Annotated in this window: 12 protein-coding genes; 3 read left to right on the top strand and 9 right to left on the bottom strand. The window is 43.1% G+C overall.

The window, feature by feature from the left end:
* Positions 1–6 precede the first annotated feature (6 nt).
* The 7 genes from AC13FX_RS03800 to AC13FX_RS03770 all read right to left on the bottom strand — a co-directional run bounded on the left by AC13FX_RS03800 (position 7) and on the right by AC13FX_RS03770 (position 10,135).
* The gene (locus tag AC13FX_RS03800) at positions 7–1,215 is read right to left on the bottom strand and encodes a permease (protein WP_482879136.1); all 1,209 of its coding nucleotides are present in this window, start codon (positions 1,213–1,215) and stop codon (positions 7–9) included.
* Positions 1,216–1,303: 88 nt separating this feature from the next.
* Positions 1,304–1,777, bottom strand: a complete 474-nt coding sequence (locus AC13FX_RS03795) for a hypothetical protein (RefSeq protein WP_482879135.1) — start codon at positions 1,775–1,777, stop codon at positions 1,304–1,306.
* A gap of 107 nt (positions 1,778–1,884) precedes the next feature.
* On the bottom strand, positions 1,885–2,226 hold the full coding sequence (locus tag AC13FX_RS03790; protein WP_482879133.1) for a P-II family nitrogen regulator: 342 nt from the start codon (positions 2,224–2,226) through the stop codon (positions 1,885–1,887).
* 24 nt (positions 2,227–2,250) lie between these two features.
* Positions 2,251–3,945 carry an efflux RND transporter periplasmic adaptor subunit gene (locus AC13FX_RS03785; RefSeq protein WP_482879132.1) on the bottom strand — a complete coding sequence of 565 codons (1,695 nt, stop codon included), beginning with the start codon at positions 3,943–3,945 and terminating at the stop codon, positions 2,251–2,253.
* 53 nt (positions 3,946–3,998) lie between these two features.
* Positions 3,999–5,591: a TolC family protein gene (locus AC13FX_RS03780; RefSeq protein ID WP_482879131.1), complete on the bottom strand. Its 1,593-nt coding sequence runs from the start codon at positions 5,589–5,591 to the stop codon at positions 3,999–4,001.
* A complete protein-coding gene (locus tag AC13FX_RS03775; protein ID WP_482879130.1) occupies positions 5,588–9,346 on the bottom strand; it encodes an efflux RND transporter permease subunit in 3,759 nt (1,252 codons plus the stop codon). The genes AC13FX_RS03780 and AC13FX_RS03775 overlap by 4 nt, the downstream gene beginning before the upstream one ends.
* A gap of 354 nt (positions 9,347–9,700) precedes the next feature.
* Positions 9,701–10,135 carry a hypothetical protein gene (locus AC13FX_RS03770; RefSeq protein WP_482879128.1) on the bottom strand — a complete coding sequence of 145 codons (435 nt, stop codon included), beginning with the start codon at positions 10,133–10,135 and terminating at the stop codon, positions 9,701–9,703.
* A gap of 286 nt (positions 10,136–10,421) precedes the next feature.
* On the opposite strand from AC13FX_RS03770, the gene AC13FX_RS03765 reads away from it, so the two are divergent.
* A complete protein-coding gene (locus tag AC13FX_RS03765) occupies positions 10,422–11,537 on the top strand; it encodes a CynX/NimT family MFS transporter (protein WP_482879127.1) in 1,116 nt (371 codons plus the stop codon).
* 44 nt (positions 11,538–11,581) lie between these two features.
* Here the strand turns inward: AC13FX_RS03765 and AC13FX_RS03760 are convergent, their stop codons facing one another.
* Complete coding sequence (locus tag AC13FX_RS03760) at positions 11,582–11,878, bottom strand: HigA family addiction module antitoxin (protein WP_482879125.1); 297 nt, start codon at positions 11,876–11,878, stop codon at positions 11,582–11,584.
* 145 nt (positions 11,879–12,023) lie between these two features.
* Here AC13FX_RS03760 and AC13FX_RS03755 point away from each other — a divergent pair, with 145 nt between their 5' ends.
* Positions 12,024–12,383 (top strand): VOC family protein, encoded by a 360-nt coding sequence (locus AC13FX_RS03755; RefSeq protein WP_482879124.1) that lies wholly within the window; start codon positions 12,024–12,026, stop codon positions 12,381–12,383.
* A 139-nt stretch (positions 12,384–12,522) separates the two neighbouring features.
* Here the strand turns inward: AC13FX_RS03755 and AC13FX_RS03750 are convergent, their stop codons facing one another.
* A complete protein-coding gene (locus tag AC13FX_RS03750; protein ID WP_482879123.1) occupies positions 12,523–15,654 on the bottom strand; it encodes a WD40/YVTN/BNR-like repeat-containing protein in 3,132 nt (1,043 codons plus the stop codon).
* Positions 15,655–15,919: 265 nt separating this feature from the next.
* Here AC13FX_RS03750 and AC13FX_RS03745 point away from each other — a divergent pair, with 265 nt between their 5' ends.
* On the top strand, positions 15,920–16,483 hold the full coding sequence (locus AC13FX_RS03745; RefSeq protein WP_482879122.1) for a helix-turn-helix domain-containing protein: 564 nt from the start codon (positions 15,920–15,922) through the stop codon (positions 16,481–16,483).
* Positions 16,484–16,612: the final 129 nt, after the last annotated feature.

Here is a 16,612-nt window from a genome sequence, read left to right as displayed (position 1 = left end):
TAAGATTTATTGTATTTGAGTGTAGGCAAATATCGAGAGGCCAATCAGGTTTATAATGATAAAGAAGCTAACGGCAATTTTTTTCACTTTTCCTCCTCCTGCCATTTTCATCATCTTCATTGAATGGTTTTGTAGAAATCTTTTATTAAGCCAGATAAGAATGCCGGCAATGAATGTGAAAACGATATTCATCCAAAAGGTATAATCGATCTTGAACTGTGTAATTTCTGATACGACACGGGCACTTTCCGGAACAATTCCAAATACTGTGAACAGGCCATTCAGGATCAAAGCTGTAAGCACGATACTGATATACATAACACCTGCAATATATAAGGCTACCTTCCAGCCATAGTACTTGGCATTGATGTGAACCAGCGGAGGTACCATCAGGTCGGAATATATAAAGCCCATGATGCCTGCAAACAGCACGCCATTTTCATTCAATACGGTAGCCAGTGGAATATTCCCCATCGACCCGATAAAGGTTGAAGCAGCCACAAATGGAGCAATAAGAGCGTTTTCAACTGCCACCAGCCAACCCGGAAGGTGTTGAGCATCTGCTAAAAACAGAGCAGACCAAAACGATTCCGGGACTAGGACTGCTACAAACCCAGCAATGGTAAACCCAATTAAAATATCTTCCCAGGCCATTTTCCAATCGTTGACAAATTTATGCCCAACCAACTGCCATCCCTCTTTACTTTTGATCCTTTTTTTCCAGTTAAAATCATCCTCAAGGTCTCCGCCTTCAGATTCCACTTTTTCCCGGGCTGCTTCCATCCATCTTTTTGGATATGTGATCTTGATCAGGAAGCTGCTGATAGCAATCAGGATAAGACCACCAATGATCTCGGCTGCCAGATATTGCCATCCTAAAAAGATCAGTATCAGTATACCCAGTTCTATTACCAGGTTGGTGGAGGCAAACATAAATGCCACACCTGCAATAAAATGAGCTCCTTTTTTAATAAGTGCCCTTGCAGCTGCGAGAGCCGCAAATGAACACGAAGAAGAAGCTGCGCCAAAAAAGGTGGAAAGAGAGATGCTCTTGAGGTCTGCATTTCCCATGTACTCGGTCAATTTCCCCTTGGGAACGAAGGCTTGTATCATACCCGATACAAAATAGCCTAAAACAAAAGCCCAACCTGCTTTCCAGAAAAAGCCGAGGGCTGTTTTAGCTGATTCCCCGTATAACTGAATGAAGTTTTCCATGGCTTAGATAAAATTATTTAAATCTAGTTTTATCAAATAAGCACACTTTAAGTTTTCTACATGCTTTTAGTGTGCAGAGTAATGTTCATTAGTTATGATTCATCATTCCATTACTTTTTGTTGAATCCGATTTCATCTTCATTTCAGAATTCATCATTTCTCCACGCATCATTTGCATACACATCATATGCATGTTCCTCATGGAGGAATCTTCATCCATCATCATGGAATGATCCATGTCTCCATCAAGCATAGATCGCATCATTTCCATATGCTTTTTCATGCGTTCTTTCATTTCAGGATCGTTCATCATGGAGTTCATGTTTTCCATCATTTTAGAATGATCCATTTTTTGTGACTTCATCATTCTCTGCATCATCTTGGCTCGCATTTCAGGGTTATTCATCATGTGATCCATCATCATGGCTTGCATAGATGAATCCTGCATCATGATCATCATCTGTTGCTTTTTCTGTTCCATATTTTGTTGTTGGGCTATCGCTGTTACTGACAATCCTAAACTGATTAACAATAACAGTAACGTAGTTTTTATTTTTCTCATGACTATATATTTATTTTGATTTTTATAACTGTATCTAAAATAACATTTACTAACTGTCTAATCTTACATTATATCGATTCATGCTTATCGATTATCGTAAGATTTTATTACTCTATGACTTGAGGGCCCTGTTTACTATCCCTGATCCTGATCATGTTTTCAATAGGCATAATAAATATGATCCCATCACCTCTTGATCCCGTGGAGGCAGTCTGTTGAATGACATTAATAATTGATTCTACTTGATCATCAACAGCAGCTATTTCAATTTTTACCACTTCCGAATGCAAGGCAGGAAACTGAAGAGATCCATGAGCACTGCCCGGATCAGTATATTGACCGGCTCCTTCACCCCTGAAAACTGTAATACAACAATGGCCTTCCGAACGAAGCGCTTTGTAAACTTCTTCCAGCAATATGGGACGAATGTATGCTTTCACTAATTTCATGATACCTCCGTTGTTGGTTATATATTAATTCATTTGCTCAACGGTTTCTCCGCAATTGTGCATCTGAGTTCCATAAAAGGGGTTTTCAATATCTCTTTTATCGCTTATCCATGAACTTCCGCCATCATACATCGGGCAGTATTGTTTGAAAAGAGTTCCTTCATAACCTTCATCTTCGATCCGACTGATGAGTGTCTCAGAAATTGCTTTAAATTCAGCTCTTAATTCTTCAATTCCACTAAATGAATCCATTGAAAACATCTTGATATGTTCTTTGGCTGATCCAAAATCATCGTTCGCCAAGGCTTCCCGAAGTTTCAGGTATTCAGGAATCAATTCCTCCAGATCATTCTGCATTTGATGGCCGGAGTGATCCACTTTTGTTGCAACAGAGGACTCTTTCCTTTCAGCACTTTCCATATCCATATCACCATGATCATGTGCCCCGAGATTGACTCCGGATCCGGGGTGAGGATTCATCATACTGAGTTTATCACTAAGCTGAGCAGCCGCATCTACTTTAAAAGTGCCATTGGTTACTACACTCTCACCGGATTCCAATCCGGATTCAATAATGTATTCATTGCCGGCTTTTTTACCCAAAATAACCTCCCGTGCCTCGAAGGCTGGTGTTTCACCAATGGATACATCCACAAATACTATAGAACGAGAACCTGTCCATAATACAGCACTCCGGGGTATGAGTATCTGTTGCCCATCATCAGTTTGTGAAGAGATCACACCTTCGGCAAACATTCCCGGTTTCATCCTGTTCTGTGGATTGTCTGCGGTGATACGAACTTCAACCGTTCTGGATCGTTCACTCAAAAAAGGCTGAATAAAATTCACGGTGCCGGTGTAAGTCTGCCCGGGTACAGAACTAACGGTAAATTCAACCTTGTCTCCTTTATTCAGGTTACTGACTGATGATTCATAGGCTTCAAATTCGATCCAAACTTGAGAAAGGTCAGCAATACGATAAAGCATGGAGCCTTCATTAATATGATCTTCCCGTGAAATATCTATTTGGGATACATAACCAGAAACGGGGGAAAAGAAATCAAGTTCTTCCATCACTTCTCCTGACCGCTCGATCTGATCGATGGTCGCTTCGGGAAACTCCCACAGCATGAGCTTGCGGCGGGCAGACTCATATAACCGGGGGTTTTGTTCTTTAAAGCGTGCGGTTTCAAGAAGCTCACGCTGAGCGGTGATCAATTCAGGAGAATAGAAAGAAGCCAGTTTTTGCCCTTTGCGAACGTAATCACCGGTATAATCCACATACAGCTCCCGAACGCGACCCGGAAAATGAGCAGTCACATTAGAAACCAGGTTTTGATTTACCGCAACTTTACCGGGCAAACGTGTTTCTAGTACCGGTGTTCCTGTTCTGACCGGTGTGGTTTCGATCTCAGCCAACGCCAGTGCAGCTTTTGAAAATTGAATGGCATTAGGTCCCAGTGATTCCGACTTATCACTGTTTAGATCATCTGCCGGGATCAAATCCATTCCACAAATAGGGCAGTTTCCCGGTTCACTCTCCCTGATTTGAGGATGCATACTGCAGGTGTAAACCACATTGCCTTCCTCATCAGTATGAGTTTCAGATATGTGCTCTTTTAAGGTTTGTGGTTCTGAAGTTCCCCCAAAAAAGAGGTAACCCAGAAGAAGCCCGCCCAATAGAAGACCGGAGTAAATAAGTATGTTTTTCGTTTTCATGATGCGTGATGTTTTATTTGTGAATTTTTTTTAACGCTTAGTTTCAACACCGTTCAATTTTCGGTGTTGGATATTCCTTGTTCGATGTTCATGTTATGCTCACCCGTTAAATAACTGATATAAGCTGCTGCTTTATGTTGATCGGTTTTTGACTGAATGCGTTTGAGTTGGTATTCAAGTTGTTTGCGCTGCATTCTGAGGATCTCCTCGAATTCAGAACTATCTGATGAGTAGGCCTCCATCATAATGTTAATGGCCTGGGTGATCCGTTGGATCTGTTTGGTGTCATACAGTTGGTAGCGGCGGCGGGCATCCTGATAATCTCGTAATGCAGCATCAAGTTCGGTCTTCAGTGTATTTTCGCCCGATGATATTTGATGTTGTATATCCTGAATATTCCGCTCTGCCTGCTGAACTTTGGCTTTATTCTTTTTCCCAAAGATAGGAACCCGAAATCCTGCCATGACCATTAGGGCATCTTCACCGCTATTGGACACATTGGGCATATTGGTTTCACCGGTGAATATGTAATCCAGTCCAAGCTTGATCCCGGGTTTATTCTGTTTTTGAGCCAGTGATATCATTTCCTCAGACGACGCTTCCTGATATCGTAACCGATTCAGTTTTGGATTATGTTGCTGAATTTCAGCTAATAATTCCGTCCGGGTCTTAATTGTCGGTTCTTCAAGTGAATCAGGCATGGATAATTTGAAGACACTATTCCGGTTCAGTAACTCATTCATTTTTTGAAAAAGCACTTCCCGGTTATCTTTTAAGAGCTGGATCTGAATTTTAAGGTCCTCCTCTTCAATTTGCGCCCGAAGCACATCTACCTGTGTGGCACGGTCGGTTTCGTATCGGGCTAGGCTGAGTTCTACTAAAGAGTTAAGGATTGATAGGTTTTCTTCAGCGATACGGATGCTTTCTTCCATCTCATAGAGCTCTAACAAAGTTTGCTCAACCTTGTAGAACAATTGGTTTCGGCTTTCCTGAAATGCCTCAAAAGCGGCTTTTGCACGCAGGTCGGATGCAGACTGCTGATCTCTCAAAGATCCAAACCATGGAAGCATCTGTGAAATGGAAATACGTGCTTGTTGCGGTCCCACTCTCGTTTCAATGGGTTTGATGAAATAGGAAAACGAAACTTCCGGATCAGGCAGAGTTCCCAGAATAGGGCTTTCTTCCAGTGCCGATAAGTACTGCTGGTATTTCGCTTTTAACTGCGGGTTATTTTGAGCGGCTTCTTGTTGATATTGGGTGATCGTTTGGGCGGGTGCCGTGTAAGACAGCAGGAGTAGTAATACCATCGTAACTAAATGCAATGGGCGCAAAGATCTCGCAAAGTTCACGTAGGACTCCTGCTCGTTCCGAACGTCTCGTTCGGAATGCATGCCGGAACCTCCGGTTCCAACTGGATTGATTCGAGCTTGGTTGCCCTCTCTCTGGATTATAGCGGAGCTAAATCCTGTCTCTCTCCAAAGAGAAATAGGGTTCTTGCCAAATTCAGAACTGTGAAATCGAGTTAAATTCTTTGATTCTGGCCAGACCCTGTGTCCCTCCGGGAGGGACAGAAAAATCAGCTTGTTTGATTTTTCAGGGAGGTTAGTCAAAATAGCCTTCCTACCTTTGATTTGTTGATTTTTCATGACATTCTCCGTTTCATTTTAAATTCCTTCCACATGTAATACAGCACAGGGATCACCAATAATGTGATGACCTGCAAAAGCATCCCGCCTACACTTGGGATGGCCATAGGCACCATGATATCCGAACCTCGGCCTGTAGAGGTTAGTACCGGTAATAGTGCCAGAATAGTTGTGGCTGTTGTCATCAGGGTCGGGCGAATTCGTCTTGTACTTGCCTCGATAACCACTTCCCGTAATTCTTTAGGTGTTTTCGGTTTCTTACGGTCAAACAATTGATCCAGGTAGGTTGCCATCACCACACCGCCATCTGCAGCAATGCCAAACAGTGCAATAAAGCCGACCCACACGGCAACACTCAGGTTCACGGTCCCCATCTGGAAGAGATCCCGTAGGTTCTGGCCAAATAGGTCGAAGTTCAGAAACCAGCCCTGACCATATAGCCAGATAAGCAGGAAACCACCTGCCCAGGCCACAAAGATGCTGCTGAAGATCATGGCAGTTGTACTTACCGAACGAAACTGGAAATACATGATCAGGAATATGATGATCAGGGCAATAGGTAGAATGACGCTTAATCTTCTTTCCGCCCGTACCTGATTCTCGTAGTTTCCGGCAAATTCAAAATTGATACCGGCCGGAATGACCAGATCACCGGCATCTACACTCTCCTGAATGGTTTGGCGAGCATTTTCAACCACTTCGACTTCAGCATAGCCATCTATCTTATCGAAGATAACATAGCCAACTAGGAAAGTATCTTCACTTTTTATAGCCTGTGGGCCCTGACGGTACTTGATCTCAGCAAGCTGTGAAAGTGGAACCTGCACGTTCGTTTTAGTTGGAACCAGCAGATCACCCAGGGCTTCCGGATTATCCCTCAGTTCACGCGCAAAACGAACACGGATCGGGTATCGCTCACGCCCTTCAACCGAGGTTGAAACGGCCATACCTCCCACACCCATAGACATGAACTGCTGAACATCCTGAACAGATAAACCATAGCGGGCCAGCTGCTCGCGGTTCCAATGTACTTCCAGATAAGGTTTACCAACAATACGTTCAGCAAAAACGGATGAAGCTTTTACGCCTTCAGCTTTCTTCAGCACTTCTTCTAACTGTAAGCCAAAGTCTTCGATCTCTTGCAGATCACTTCCCTTTACTTTCACTCCCATAGGTGCTCGCATGCCGGATTGTAGCATGACCAACCGTGTTTCTATTGGCTGAAGCTTAGGTGCTGAGGTCGTGCCGGGTATACGTGCAGCGGCTACAATTTCTTCCCAAATATCATCCGGTGATTGGATGTGATCACGCCATTGGCGAAAATACTCACCACTTTCATCCGGGATCAGGTCTCCCTGATCATCTCTTTCAAACTCTCCTGATTCACCTACTCTGAAACGAATACGTCGCCCGTTCTCATCGGTTTTATATTCTGATTTGTAGAGGATAACGTTCTCGAACATGGAGATGGGAGCAGGATCCAGTGCCGATTCTGCCCGACCCATTTTGCCAACGACCATTTCAACTTCCGGGATGGCATTAACGGAAAGGTCAATTTTGCGCATTACGTCTTCTGCCTCTTCCACTCCGGCATGAGGCATGGTGGTTGGCATTAGAAGGAAGGCGCCTTCATCCAGTGCAGGCATAAATTCCTCGCCCAATCCCGGGAAGGTTTCAGAAGCTGAAGTCCAGGCAGATGTATCACTGATATTGATCCCAACCACATCTAAGCTCCTGGCCACAAAGCCGAATGTGGTGGCAAAGCCGAGCCATATCATAACACCAAAGATGAGGAAAGTGGCAGGGATGGCAAGAAACGTTTTTCTATGATCCAGGCACCAACTTATGATCTGTTGATAATATCTGATGATCAGCCAAAAGGCAGCGAGGATCAGTGCGATCACGATCACAATAAAGAATAGATTCCCGGCAAATGAGACCGATGGTCCAAACGGCATCCAGTATTTGGTCAGTAGCCAGGTTACTACTACAACAGCCAGTACGTTGTTCAGTAGTGATATTCGTTTTTGATAATTTCCACCTAAAAAGAAACCGGCTCCATTTATCAGCCCAAAACCCAGGATCAAAAATCCTCCCCAGCCCGAAATAGTGAATATGGTTACAAGCCCACCGATCACCAATAATCCGTTCCAGCTCAGCTTCAATTTTCTATTGTTGATCTTCAACCCGAAGAACCAATGAGCAAACGGAGGGATCAGTGTGATCGTGATAATGATGGATGCGATCAGTGCAAAGGTTTTGGTATAGGCCAGTGGTTTAAAGAGCTTTCCTTCTGCAGCGAACATGGTGAAAACTGGTAGAAAACTCACTATGGTAGTAGCGATCGCAGTCAGTACAGCACCGGCAACCTCAACAGTGGCATTGTAAATAACCTCCAATAGTGATTCATCATCCTCCATTTCCTCCATATGCCTGAGCATATTCTCAGATAGAATAACACCCATGTCCACAATGGTGCCGATGGCAATGGCTATACCCGAAAGGGCTACGATATTGGCATCAACGCCAAAGTACTTCATGGCAATGAAGGTCATAAGTACGGCAATGGGCAGCATGGCTGAGATAAGAACAGAAGTTCGCAGATTCATGACCATTATGACGATCACAATGATGGTTATCAGGATCTGAAGGGTCAGGGCTTCTTCCAGCGTACCTAATGTTTCTGATATTAGAGTAGAACGATCATAAAAAGGCACAATGGTAACCTTAGATTCCCTGCCGTCAACAAGGATCTTTGAAGGTAAACCGGCTGAGATCTCAGCGATCTGTGCTTTTACGTTATCGATCACCTGTTGGGGGTTAGCACCCTGCCGGGCCACGACCACTCCACCCACAGCTTCTGCTCCTGCCTTATCCAATGCACCTCGGCGTGGAGCGGGTCCCATACTCACAAATCCCACATCCTGAATGCGGACCGGTGTATTGTCCACGACTTTAACTACAGCCGATTCCAGATCTTTAAGGTCATTGATATAGCCAATGCCCCGAACCAGATACTCTGCATTGTTCATCTCGATGGTGCGGGCGCCGGTCTCCGCGTTGGCTTTTCGTACGGCATCTATAACCTGTGAAAGCGTGACCTCATAGGATTTAAGTTTATTTGGATCGATATCGACCTGGTACTCTTTCACATAACCACCAATAGAGGCAACCTCTGCCACTCCCTGAGCCCCGGATAACCCGTATTTCACATAAAAATCCTGAATAGAACGAAGTTCCTGAGGGTCCCATCCTCCTGCCGGTTCACCATTTGCATCCCTGCCTTCCAGTGTGTACCAAAATATTTGCCCTAAACCGGTGGCATCAGGTCCAAGAGCCGGCTTGGCAGCTTCAGGTATAGTGCCTGCCGGAAGTGAGTTCAGTTTTTCAAGGATGCGGGAGCGACTCCAATAATAATCCACATCCTCTTCGAAAATGATATATATGATGGAAAGACCGGTCATCGAATTACTTCGCACGGTTTTGATGCCGGGTACAGTTAACAGCTGCGTGGTCAATGGATAGGTGACCTGGTCTTCAATATCCTGAGGGGATTGTCCTTCCCAATCGGTATACACGATCTGCTGGTTCTCACCAAGATTTGGGATGGCATCCACCGGAACGCGATCGCGCGGCAGGAAATCTAAATTCCAGTTAAATGGCGCAACAGCAAGCCCCCAGCCTACCATGACCAGTAATAGTAGCACGGCCACGAGTTTGTTTTCCAGAAAAAACCGAATGGTTTTATTTAGCATGATTTCGTTATTGGTGGATTCGTTGATCGTAAAGAGAAACTTGAGCCTAGTTCTGAACCTCCCGGTTCGGAATGCTTGCAGGAACCCTGCCTACCGGACAGGCAGGCTCTGGTTCCAAAGAAGTTGATATGAGCTTGGTTGTCCTTACTGTCCTCTCTGATTTCCAGCAAAGCTGAAATCGGTCTCTCTCCCAAGAGAGATAGGTTCTGGCCAAATTCAGATTATGAAGTTCGTTTTAACACTTAGAAATTGGTAAGAACCTGTGTCCCTCCGGAGGGACCGTAAAATCAGCTTTCTGATTTTACAGGGAGGAGAGTCAGAGAAAAAGCAACCGACTCAAAGACACACCAATCCCTATTTCAGAAAAGTCTCGTTGAGGAGATAGATAGGAGGTGGTGAATAAGCGTCCGAAACCGGAAGTTGAAAAGCATTGGTTTCGGGTTCGTCTGTGTGAAATTCAGCCAGGATCTGAACAACCAGTAAAGCTGGAACTTTCACCTTTAATTGTGTCTGTGCTTCTGTTTTGACCGGGGCTTCCTCTACCGAACAAGCGCAGGCAAAACCAAGGTCATGAAGATCGTGATGCTTCCCATCAGCTTCCTGTTGATGAGGGGTACCGTCGTTCATAGGACAGTCTTCTGCATGCTCGTTCATTGGAATATGCATTTCCTCCATATCATTACACACCTCATCCGACATGGCATGAAGGCCTGAAGGGATAGAAACCCCGATCAGGATACTCATACTGAGCACGGAAGCGATCAAACGATATGTAGCAGAAATTTTCACAAACTTAAATTAGTCAAGGGAGCAGTGAAATCAAAGCGAGTAGTGTGGGTAGTCAGGATTTGATAAATGTTTGTTGGGATTTGATAAGGGAGTATTAAAGATCGAATAGCATAATATGAACAAGCCTATCAATGCAAGTGATTTCCTAATAACTATGTGAACTCCGTATATTAAACGCAGTAAAGTTTCTTAAAAATCATCCGCTCAAACAAGAGGTCCTTCCATTAGCCCAGCTGTCAAAAAACGCTACATCCTGATTCTCGGTATTGTCTTTATTGCACTTTCCATGCGTTCCCCATTATCGGGTGTTGGACCGCTAACGGAATCCATTCAGAATGCACTGGGGTTATCCTACAGCATGATCGGGTTGATCACCACCTTGCCCCTCATCTGTTTTGCCATACTATCGGGCTTCACGCTGTATTTTACCCAAAGGTTTGGGCTGGAAGTCACCCTTGGAGCCGCTTTATTTATTCTAACCGTAGGAGTATTGGGTCGATCATTCGCCAATATACCGGCGCTATATATCGGTACATTATTTTTGGGGATCGGTATAGCAGTGATGAACGTACTTATGCCTTCTATCGTGAAGAGAGACTTTCCGCAACGAACCGGATTTATGACGAGCTTATATTCCGGGATTATGGGTATCGGTGCTACCCTGGGCGCCGGATTGAGTGTCCCTCTTGCACAGGCTACTAACTGGCAATTTTCGCTGGGTAGCTGGGCAGCTTTCTCGATGATCGGGTTACTTTTTTGGATACCTCAGCTTAAGAACAGAACCAAGCCTAAAAATCCCATTCATATTGGAATGGCGATCAAGAAACTTGGGTCTTCACCGATCGCCTGGCAAATAGCTCTTTTTATGGGGTTGCAATCCCTGATTTTTTACGCGGTTTTGGCCTGGTTACCGGAGATCCTGATCGACCGGGGCATGACGCCAACAAAGGCAGGGCTGGTGCTATCTGTTTCTCAGGGAGCCGGAATTTTAGGTTCACTGATCATTCCTTCCATTGCCGGTCGGTTTTCAGATCAGCGAAAGATAGTTTGGGTGACCGGAGCTATGGAGATCATAGGAATGACCGGGATCCTGCTATCGGATACTTTTATGATATCAACCTGGGCTGCAGTCTTAGGTTTTGGATTGGGTGGAAACTTTAGCCTGGCACTGCTATTCATGGTATTACGAGCTGATTCAGCCGAACTGACAACCGGTTTGTCAGGCATGGCACAAAGTGTAGGTTATTTTATTGCTGCATTTGGTCCCGTTCTGTTTGGGTTCGTTCACGACCTGACCAACAGCTGGACCATTCCACTATACAGCATGCTGGCCATTGCCGGTCTTCAGTTATTATTTGGATTGGGAGCGGCTAAAGACCGGGTGATATCTGCAGGGTCCTGAAGTTTGATCGTACAGCTTTCATCCACACAAGAATCTGATCCGAACTAAATCTTTTCGATGCTGTTGATCTCTTCATCTGAGATCTCATTTCGGGCCTGGTCAAGATCGTAATGAGCTTGCAGACCCAGCCACATTTCAGCACTTGTGCCCAGGGCAATAGAAAATCGTATCGCCGTGTCTCCCGTAACAGAACGCCTTCCCCTTATGATCTCATTCACGCGATTAGGTGAGACCGATATGCAACGTGCAAACTCGCGCTGACTGATATTTTGGGGTTCCAGGTATTCACTCAAAAGGATCTTTCCGGGGTGTATAGATTTGACTTTTTTATCTTCTTTCATGATTTGAAACCATATAGTTGGAAGTAATAGATGTAAATGTACTGTATATCGGTACACATAACAAATTTGGATAATAAATAGCTCTACAGTCTAATTGTTCTATAATTACCTGTTAGCTACATTGGAGGTAACTAATGGAGGTGTTATGTCACATCATGAAAAGATCGATTATGTAGAATTCGCATCCAGGGATTTAGAGTCAACTAAGGATTTCTTTAAAAAAGCATTTGGCTGGAAGTTCAATGACTACGGGTCTGAGTACTGTGATTTTACAAATGAAGGAATCAACGGCGGATTTTATAAGTCTGAAAACGTATCCAATTCTGAATTGGGCGGTGCGCTGGTCATTTTTTATAGCAAAGACCTAAAAACCACTCAAAATAAAATAAAGGAATCCGGTGGCAGGATCGTGAAGGAAACCTATGCTTTTCCGGGTGGAGAACGATTTCATTTCATAGAACCCGGTGGAAATGAATTTGCAGTGTGGTCGGAGAAAGCTGATTGAAGTCAACATTTACAACTCTTCTGCCTGAAGTAACTATTGTTGCGGAAGAGGCGGGGTAAAACACTTTAATTGTTGTAATAAAAAGGATTGGACCTCACGAGATCCAATCCTTAATAATCGTAATAAAGAAATTTTAAGTTTATTCAGGCCAGTATATTTCAGGCAAACCATTACTTACCAATAAATTACTATAATTCTTTACGGATTGATTTTTTATAGTATTAAGTTCCTTTTTCAGATCGGACCACTCTTTTAAGTAATCTCTGGTAACCTCTCTTGAGCCAGCTGTAACAGGAATATTTCCTCTGCTCATTTGGTTTAAGAAATCCTTGTATCTAAGTAGTAATCTTGCTTCAAACTGATAATTGTGTTGTCCTGTACGCATCTCTTTCTGTAAGATTTCCGCAATCCAATCTTCAATAGTTTGGTTTAAAGCAGCACCTTTATCTTTAACTTCTTTGTTGTCTGAAACATCTAAAGCAAAATCAATTTGGCGTTGTACTTGACGAAGGTCGCGAACACCTTTAGACATTTCGGTTGCAGCCGCAAATAATGAAGCAGAAAGTTGATCGCGTTCAGCGAATGAGGCGGCAGCGTTTGGGATACTGCTAAGAATATTCGGGTGAATTTTAAGTTCAAAATCTTGAGTTTGACTGAAATCACCGATACTCAATTTCACCTTATACTTGCCGGGTGTGGCATCATAAGCGCTCAAGTTACGGCTGGTAGTTGTTACCTCTTTAATGCAATCGAACATGCCAACTCGCATATTCCAACTATAAACATGAGCACCTGAACTTCTTTCTAGTTGTGGTCTTTTCATAGAATCACATTGCGTTGGTGGCTCATTAGTAACTTCGGAATGAACAATGGTTCCTTTACTGTCTATTATTTCCAATGACATCGGAACATCTTTCCCAACTTCTTTATTAAGGACATATGTAATTTGTAAGTCAGAGGGGGCATTCTCGCCAGGAGCTACATCTACGCTATATGAAATGGAAATCCCAGTGTTGAAATCTCGGGGCTTATATAGATAGTAATCTGCTTTTGCTACCTCATCAGAAATCTGATGTAGTGGAGTTAGATCATCTAAAATCCATAATGCACGTCCCTGAGTGGCTACTACTAAATCTTTTCGTTTAACTCTAAGATCGGTAATAGGCACTTCCGGAAGGTTATTCTGAAGAGGTTGCCAGTTCTTTCCATCGTTAAAGGAAACAAAAACCCCGGTTTCTGTACCCGCATAAAGTAACCCTTTTTTATCAGGATCTTCTCTTACTGTACGAGCAAATGTGTTACCCGGAATACCAGTTACTATCTTTTCCCATGATGATCCATAATTATTGGTTTTAAAAATGTAAGGAGTGAAATCATTCATTTTATAACCCGAAACAGCGATATACGCAGTGGCAGGGTCATGAGGAGAAGGCTCAACAACATTAATAATGGCTTCCGGTAAACCCTTTGGGGTAACATTTGTCCATGTTTCGCCTGCATTTTTAGAAACATGCACTAAACCGTCATCAGAGCCTACCCAAATAACACCTTCCTGAACTGTAGATTCTTCGATGTTGAAAAGGTTGTTATAACTTTCGGCAGTAATTTGCTCGTTAGAAATTGGGCCACCGCCTTTACCTTGATGATCTTTATTATTTCTAGTGAGATCTTTACTTATTACATCCCAGGTTACCCCCCTATCAGATGATTTCATCACATACTGAGAACCATAATAGATAACAGAGGGATTGTGTGGAGAAACAAGTACTGGTCCATTCCAGTTGGCTCTATATTTTAAATTCTTAGGTTGTTCGCCACTTACTCGTTCTGGATAGGGTCTAACCATTCTAACATTATCAATTTCGCTATCCCACTCAATGAAGTTGCTGGCAAAATAAGTAGAATAAATAAAGCGAGGGTTGTCAGCATCAAATCCAACAGTTGAGGATTCACCGGCACGGATGATATTCCAATGCATCTCACCAATTCCGCCATCAGATGTTCTGCTATCAATTACGATAGAGCTATTATCTTGCTGTCCGGAATAAACACGGTATGGATATTGATTATCGGTTATAGCACGATAAAACTGTCCGGTAGGCTGATTCCTAATTGATGACCATGTATCTCCACCGTTGTAAGTGACGGCTCCACCGCCATCATTGGCATTGATCATATTCTCACTATTTTCCGGATTGATCCACATATCGTGATGATCAACATGAGTAAACATACTCCCGGAAAATGTTTTACCACCATCTATAGACTTCATTGCGAAGCTGTTTAAAACCCATAATTCGTCCTCATCTGAGGGATCCGCAACAATATGCATGTAGTACCAGGCTCGGGCATAAGTTGTTGGGTCATTTGATGTTTGCACAAAGCTTTCACCACCATCATCAGAGCGATAAACTCCTCCTTCTTTGCCTAATGCTTCAATAGCCAAATAAACTATCTTTGGGTTTGCAGGTGATATTGAAACCCCCATTTTCCCTTTCAGTTCCGGGAGCCCTTTAGTTATTTCTTTCCAGGTTTTACCGGCATCAGTTGTTTTCCAAACTTTGCTGCCCGGCCCGCCACTTTGAACATACCATGGCTTTCGATTAAAATCCCAGGAAGTAGCCATCATAATGTCCGGATTGGATGGATCTACACTTAGATCAGCAATACCTGAGTTTTCATTCACGTATAGAATCTTCTCCCAGTTTTCACCACCATCTTTGGTTAAGTAAATACCTCGCTCTTCATTTGGTCCCCAGGGGTTACCTTGCGCAGCTACGTATACTACATCGGGATCTTTTGGATGGATAAAAACCCGGCTAATATGGCGAGTAGCTTCTAGCCCAATATGTGTCCATGTTTCACCGGCATCGGTTGATTTATAAACACCATCACCATGAGATGTTTTAACCCCTCGAACAGGTCCTTCACCTGTACCTACATAAATGATATTATTGTCAGAAGGGGCTACTGTAACGTCACCTATTCCTGTGGTATTAAAATAACCGTCAGAGATAACTTGCCAGGTTGTTCCACCGTCAGTTGTTTTCCAAACACCACCTCCGGTTGTACCCATGTAATAAGTATAAATATCTCCCGGGATACCTGTAACCGTAGTTGATCGGCCTCCACGAAAAGGCCCAATATTTCGATATGTTAACGTTTCATAGAGGGTTTCATCAACGGGATAATTCGATATTTTGTCCTGTGCATTTGTAGGCGAGTATATTCCCAGGCAAAATATCAGTGCAAAGAGAGAAAGCTTTTTCATTGGTGAGAAGTTAAAAATTCAAGGTTTAGCTAGTTTAAAGAGGAGATTTATCATTTTTGAACGTACTGATAATTTCTACCACTAAAAAAACGCAATAAATTTTTTAACAAAGATGAAATAAACGGAGGCTAATTCGTTAAGCTACAAGAGATTAAAAAGAATAATAATTATTCAGAATTAGATAAGACTTTCTCCAAATCCTGTAAGGCAGAATTCCGGTTAATGTAGTTCCTTCTAGTTCTGATTATATTGGATTATGAAAAAAATGACGCTACATATTAAAAACATGGTCTGTGACCGCTGTGTGATGGTCATTGAAACGGCATTGAAAGCACTTGGTTTACAAGTAGATCATATACAACTGGGGAAAGCGGAAGTAACCAGAACAGGTGATAAGCCAACAATGCACGAGATCGAAAAAGAACTAAACCGTTTTAATTTTGGTCTGATCAAAGATGAAGAATCAGTGTTAGTGGAGAAGGTAAAGACTACCTTGATCCGTTGGGTCGAATCCGGCGACCTCGAAACCGATGATACCTCACTTTCTGAATACCTGGCAAAAAAACTGGCAAAAAGTTATGCTACCATATCACGGGTATTTTCCCGTAAGGAAGAAATTACCATTGAGAAATACTTTATTAGACTGAAGATTGAGAAAGCCAAGGAATTAGTAGATTATGGAAATCTGAGTTTCAGTGAGGTCGCATATCAGTTGGGATATAAGAATCTACAGCACCTCTCCCGCCAGTTCAAGCAGATCACAGGAATGAGTATGAGTGAGTATCAAAAGCTTCAGGACACGAGTCGTAAATCACTTGACAGTATTTGAAGTAATAAATAATTCCAGAGACCTTGAAATATCTAGAACGGTCATTTATGGGAAAATGCCCGCAATCTAATGGTTATGAATATAAGCACACTCAGACTTAAGATCCCGCCGGCCGTCGTTTTTGGTATA

This window comes from Gracilimonas sp. B-17, assembly GCF_056857935.1.
Note: the sequence above shows the minus strand (reverse complement) of the source record. Positions and strands in the feature narration are given on the sequence as shown.

Bases quoted from the DNA above. Each gene is read 5' to 3' on its own strand.
- AC13FX_RS03780 (WP_482879131.1), bottom strand. From the start codon at position 5,591: ATGAAAAATCAACAAATCAAAGGTAGGAAGGCTATTTTGACTAACCTC.
- AC13FX_RS03800 (WP_482879136.1), bottom strand. From the start codon at position 1,215: ATGGAAAACTTCATTCAGTTATACGGGGAATCAGCTAAAACAGCCCTC.
- AC13FX_RS03790 (WP_482879133.1), bottom strand. From the start codon at position 2,226: ATGAAATTAGTGAAAGCATACATTCGTCCCATATTGCTGGAAGAAGTT.
- AC13FX_RS03750 (WP_482879123.1), bottom strand. From the start codon at position 15,654: ATGAAAAAGCTTTCTCTCTTTGCACTGATATTTTGCCTGGGAATATAC.
- AC13FX_RS03795 (WP_482879135.1), bottom strand. From the start codon at position 1,777: ATGAGAAAAATAAAAACTACGTTACTGTTATTGTTAATCAGTTTAGGA.
- AC13FX_RS03765 (WP_482879127.1), top strand. From the start codon at position 10,422: ATGCGTTCCCCATTATCGGGTGTTGGACCGCTAACGGAATCCATTCAG.
- AC13FX_RS03755 (WP_482879124.1), top strand. From the start codon at position 12,024: ATGTCACATCATGAAAAGATCGATTATGTAGAATTCGCATCCAGGGAT.
- AC13FX_RS03785 (WP_482879132.1), bottom strand. From the start codon at position 3,945: ATGAAAACGAAAAACATACTTATTTACTCCGGTCTTCTATTGGGCGGG.
- AC13FX_RS03760 (WP_482879125.1), bottom strand. From the start codon at position 11,878: ATGAAAGAAGATAAAAAAGTCAAATCTATACACCCCGGAAAGATCCTT.
- AC13FX_RS03745 (WP_482879122.1), top strand. From the start codon at position 15,920: ATGACGCTACATATTAAAAACATGGTCTGTGACCGCTGTGTGATGGTC.
- AC13FX_RS03775 (WP_482879130.1), bottom strand. From the start codon at position 9,346: ATGCTAAATAAAACCATTCGGTTTTTTCTGGAAAACAAACTCGTGGCC.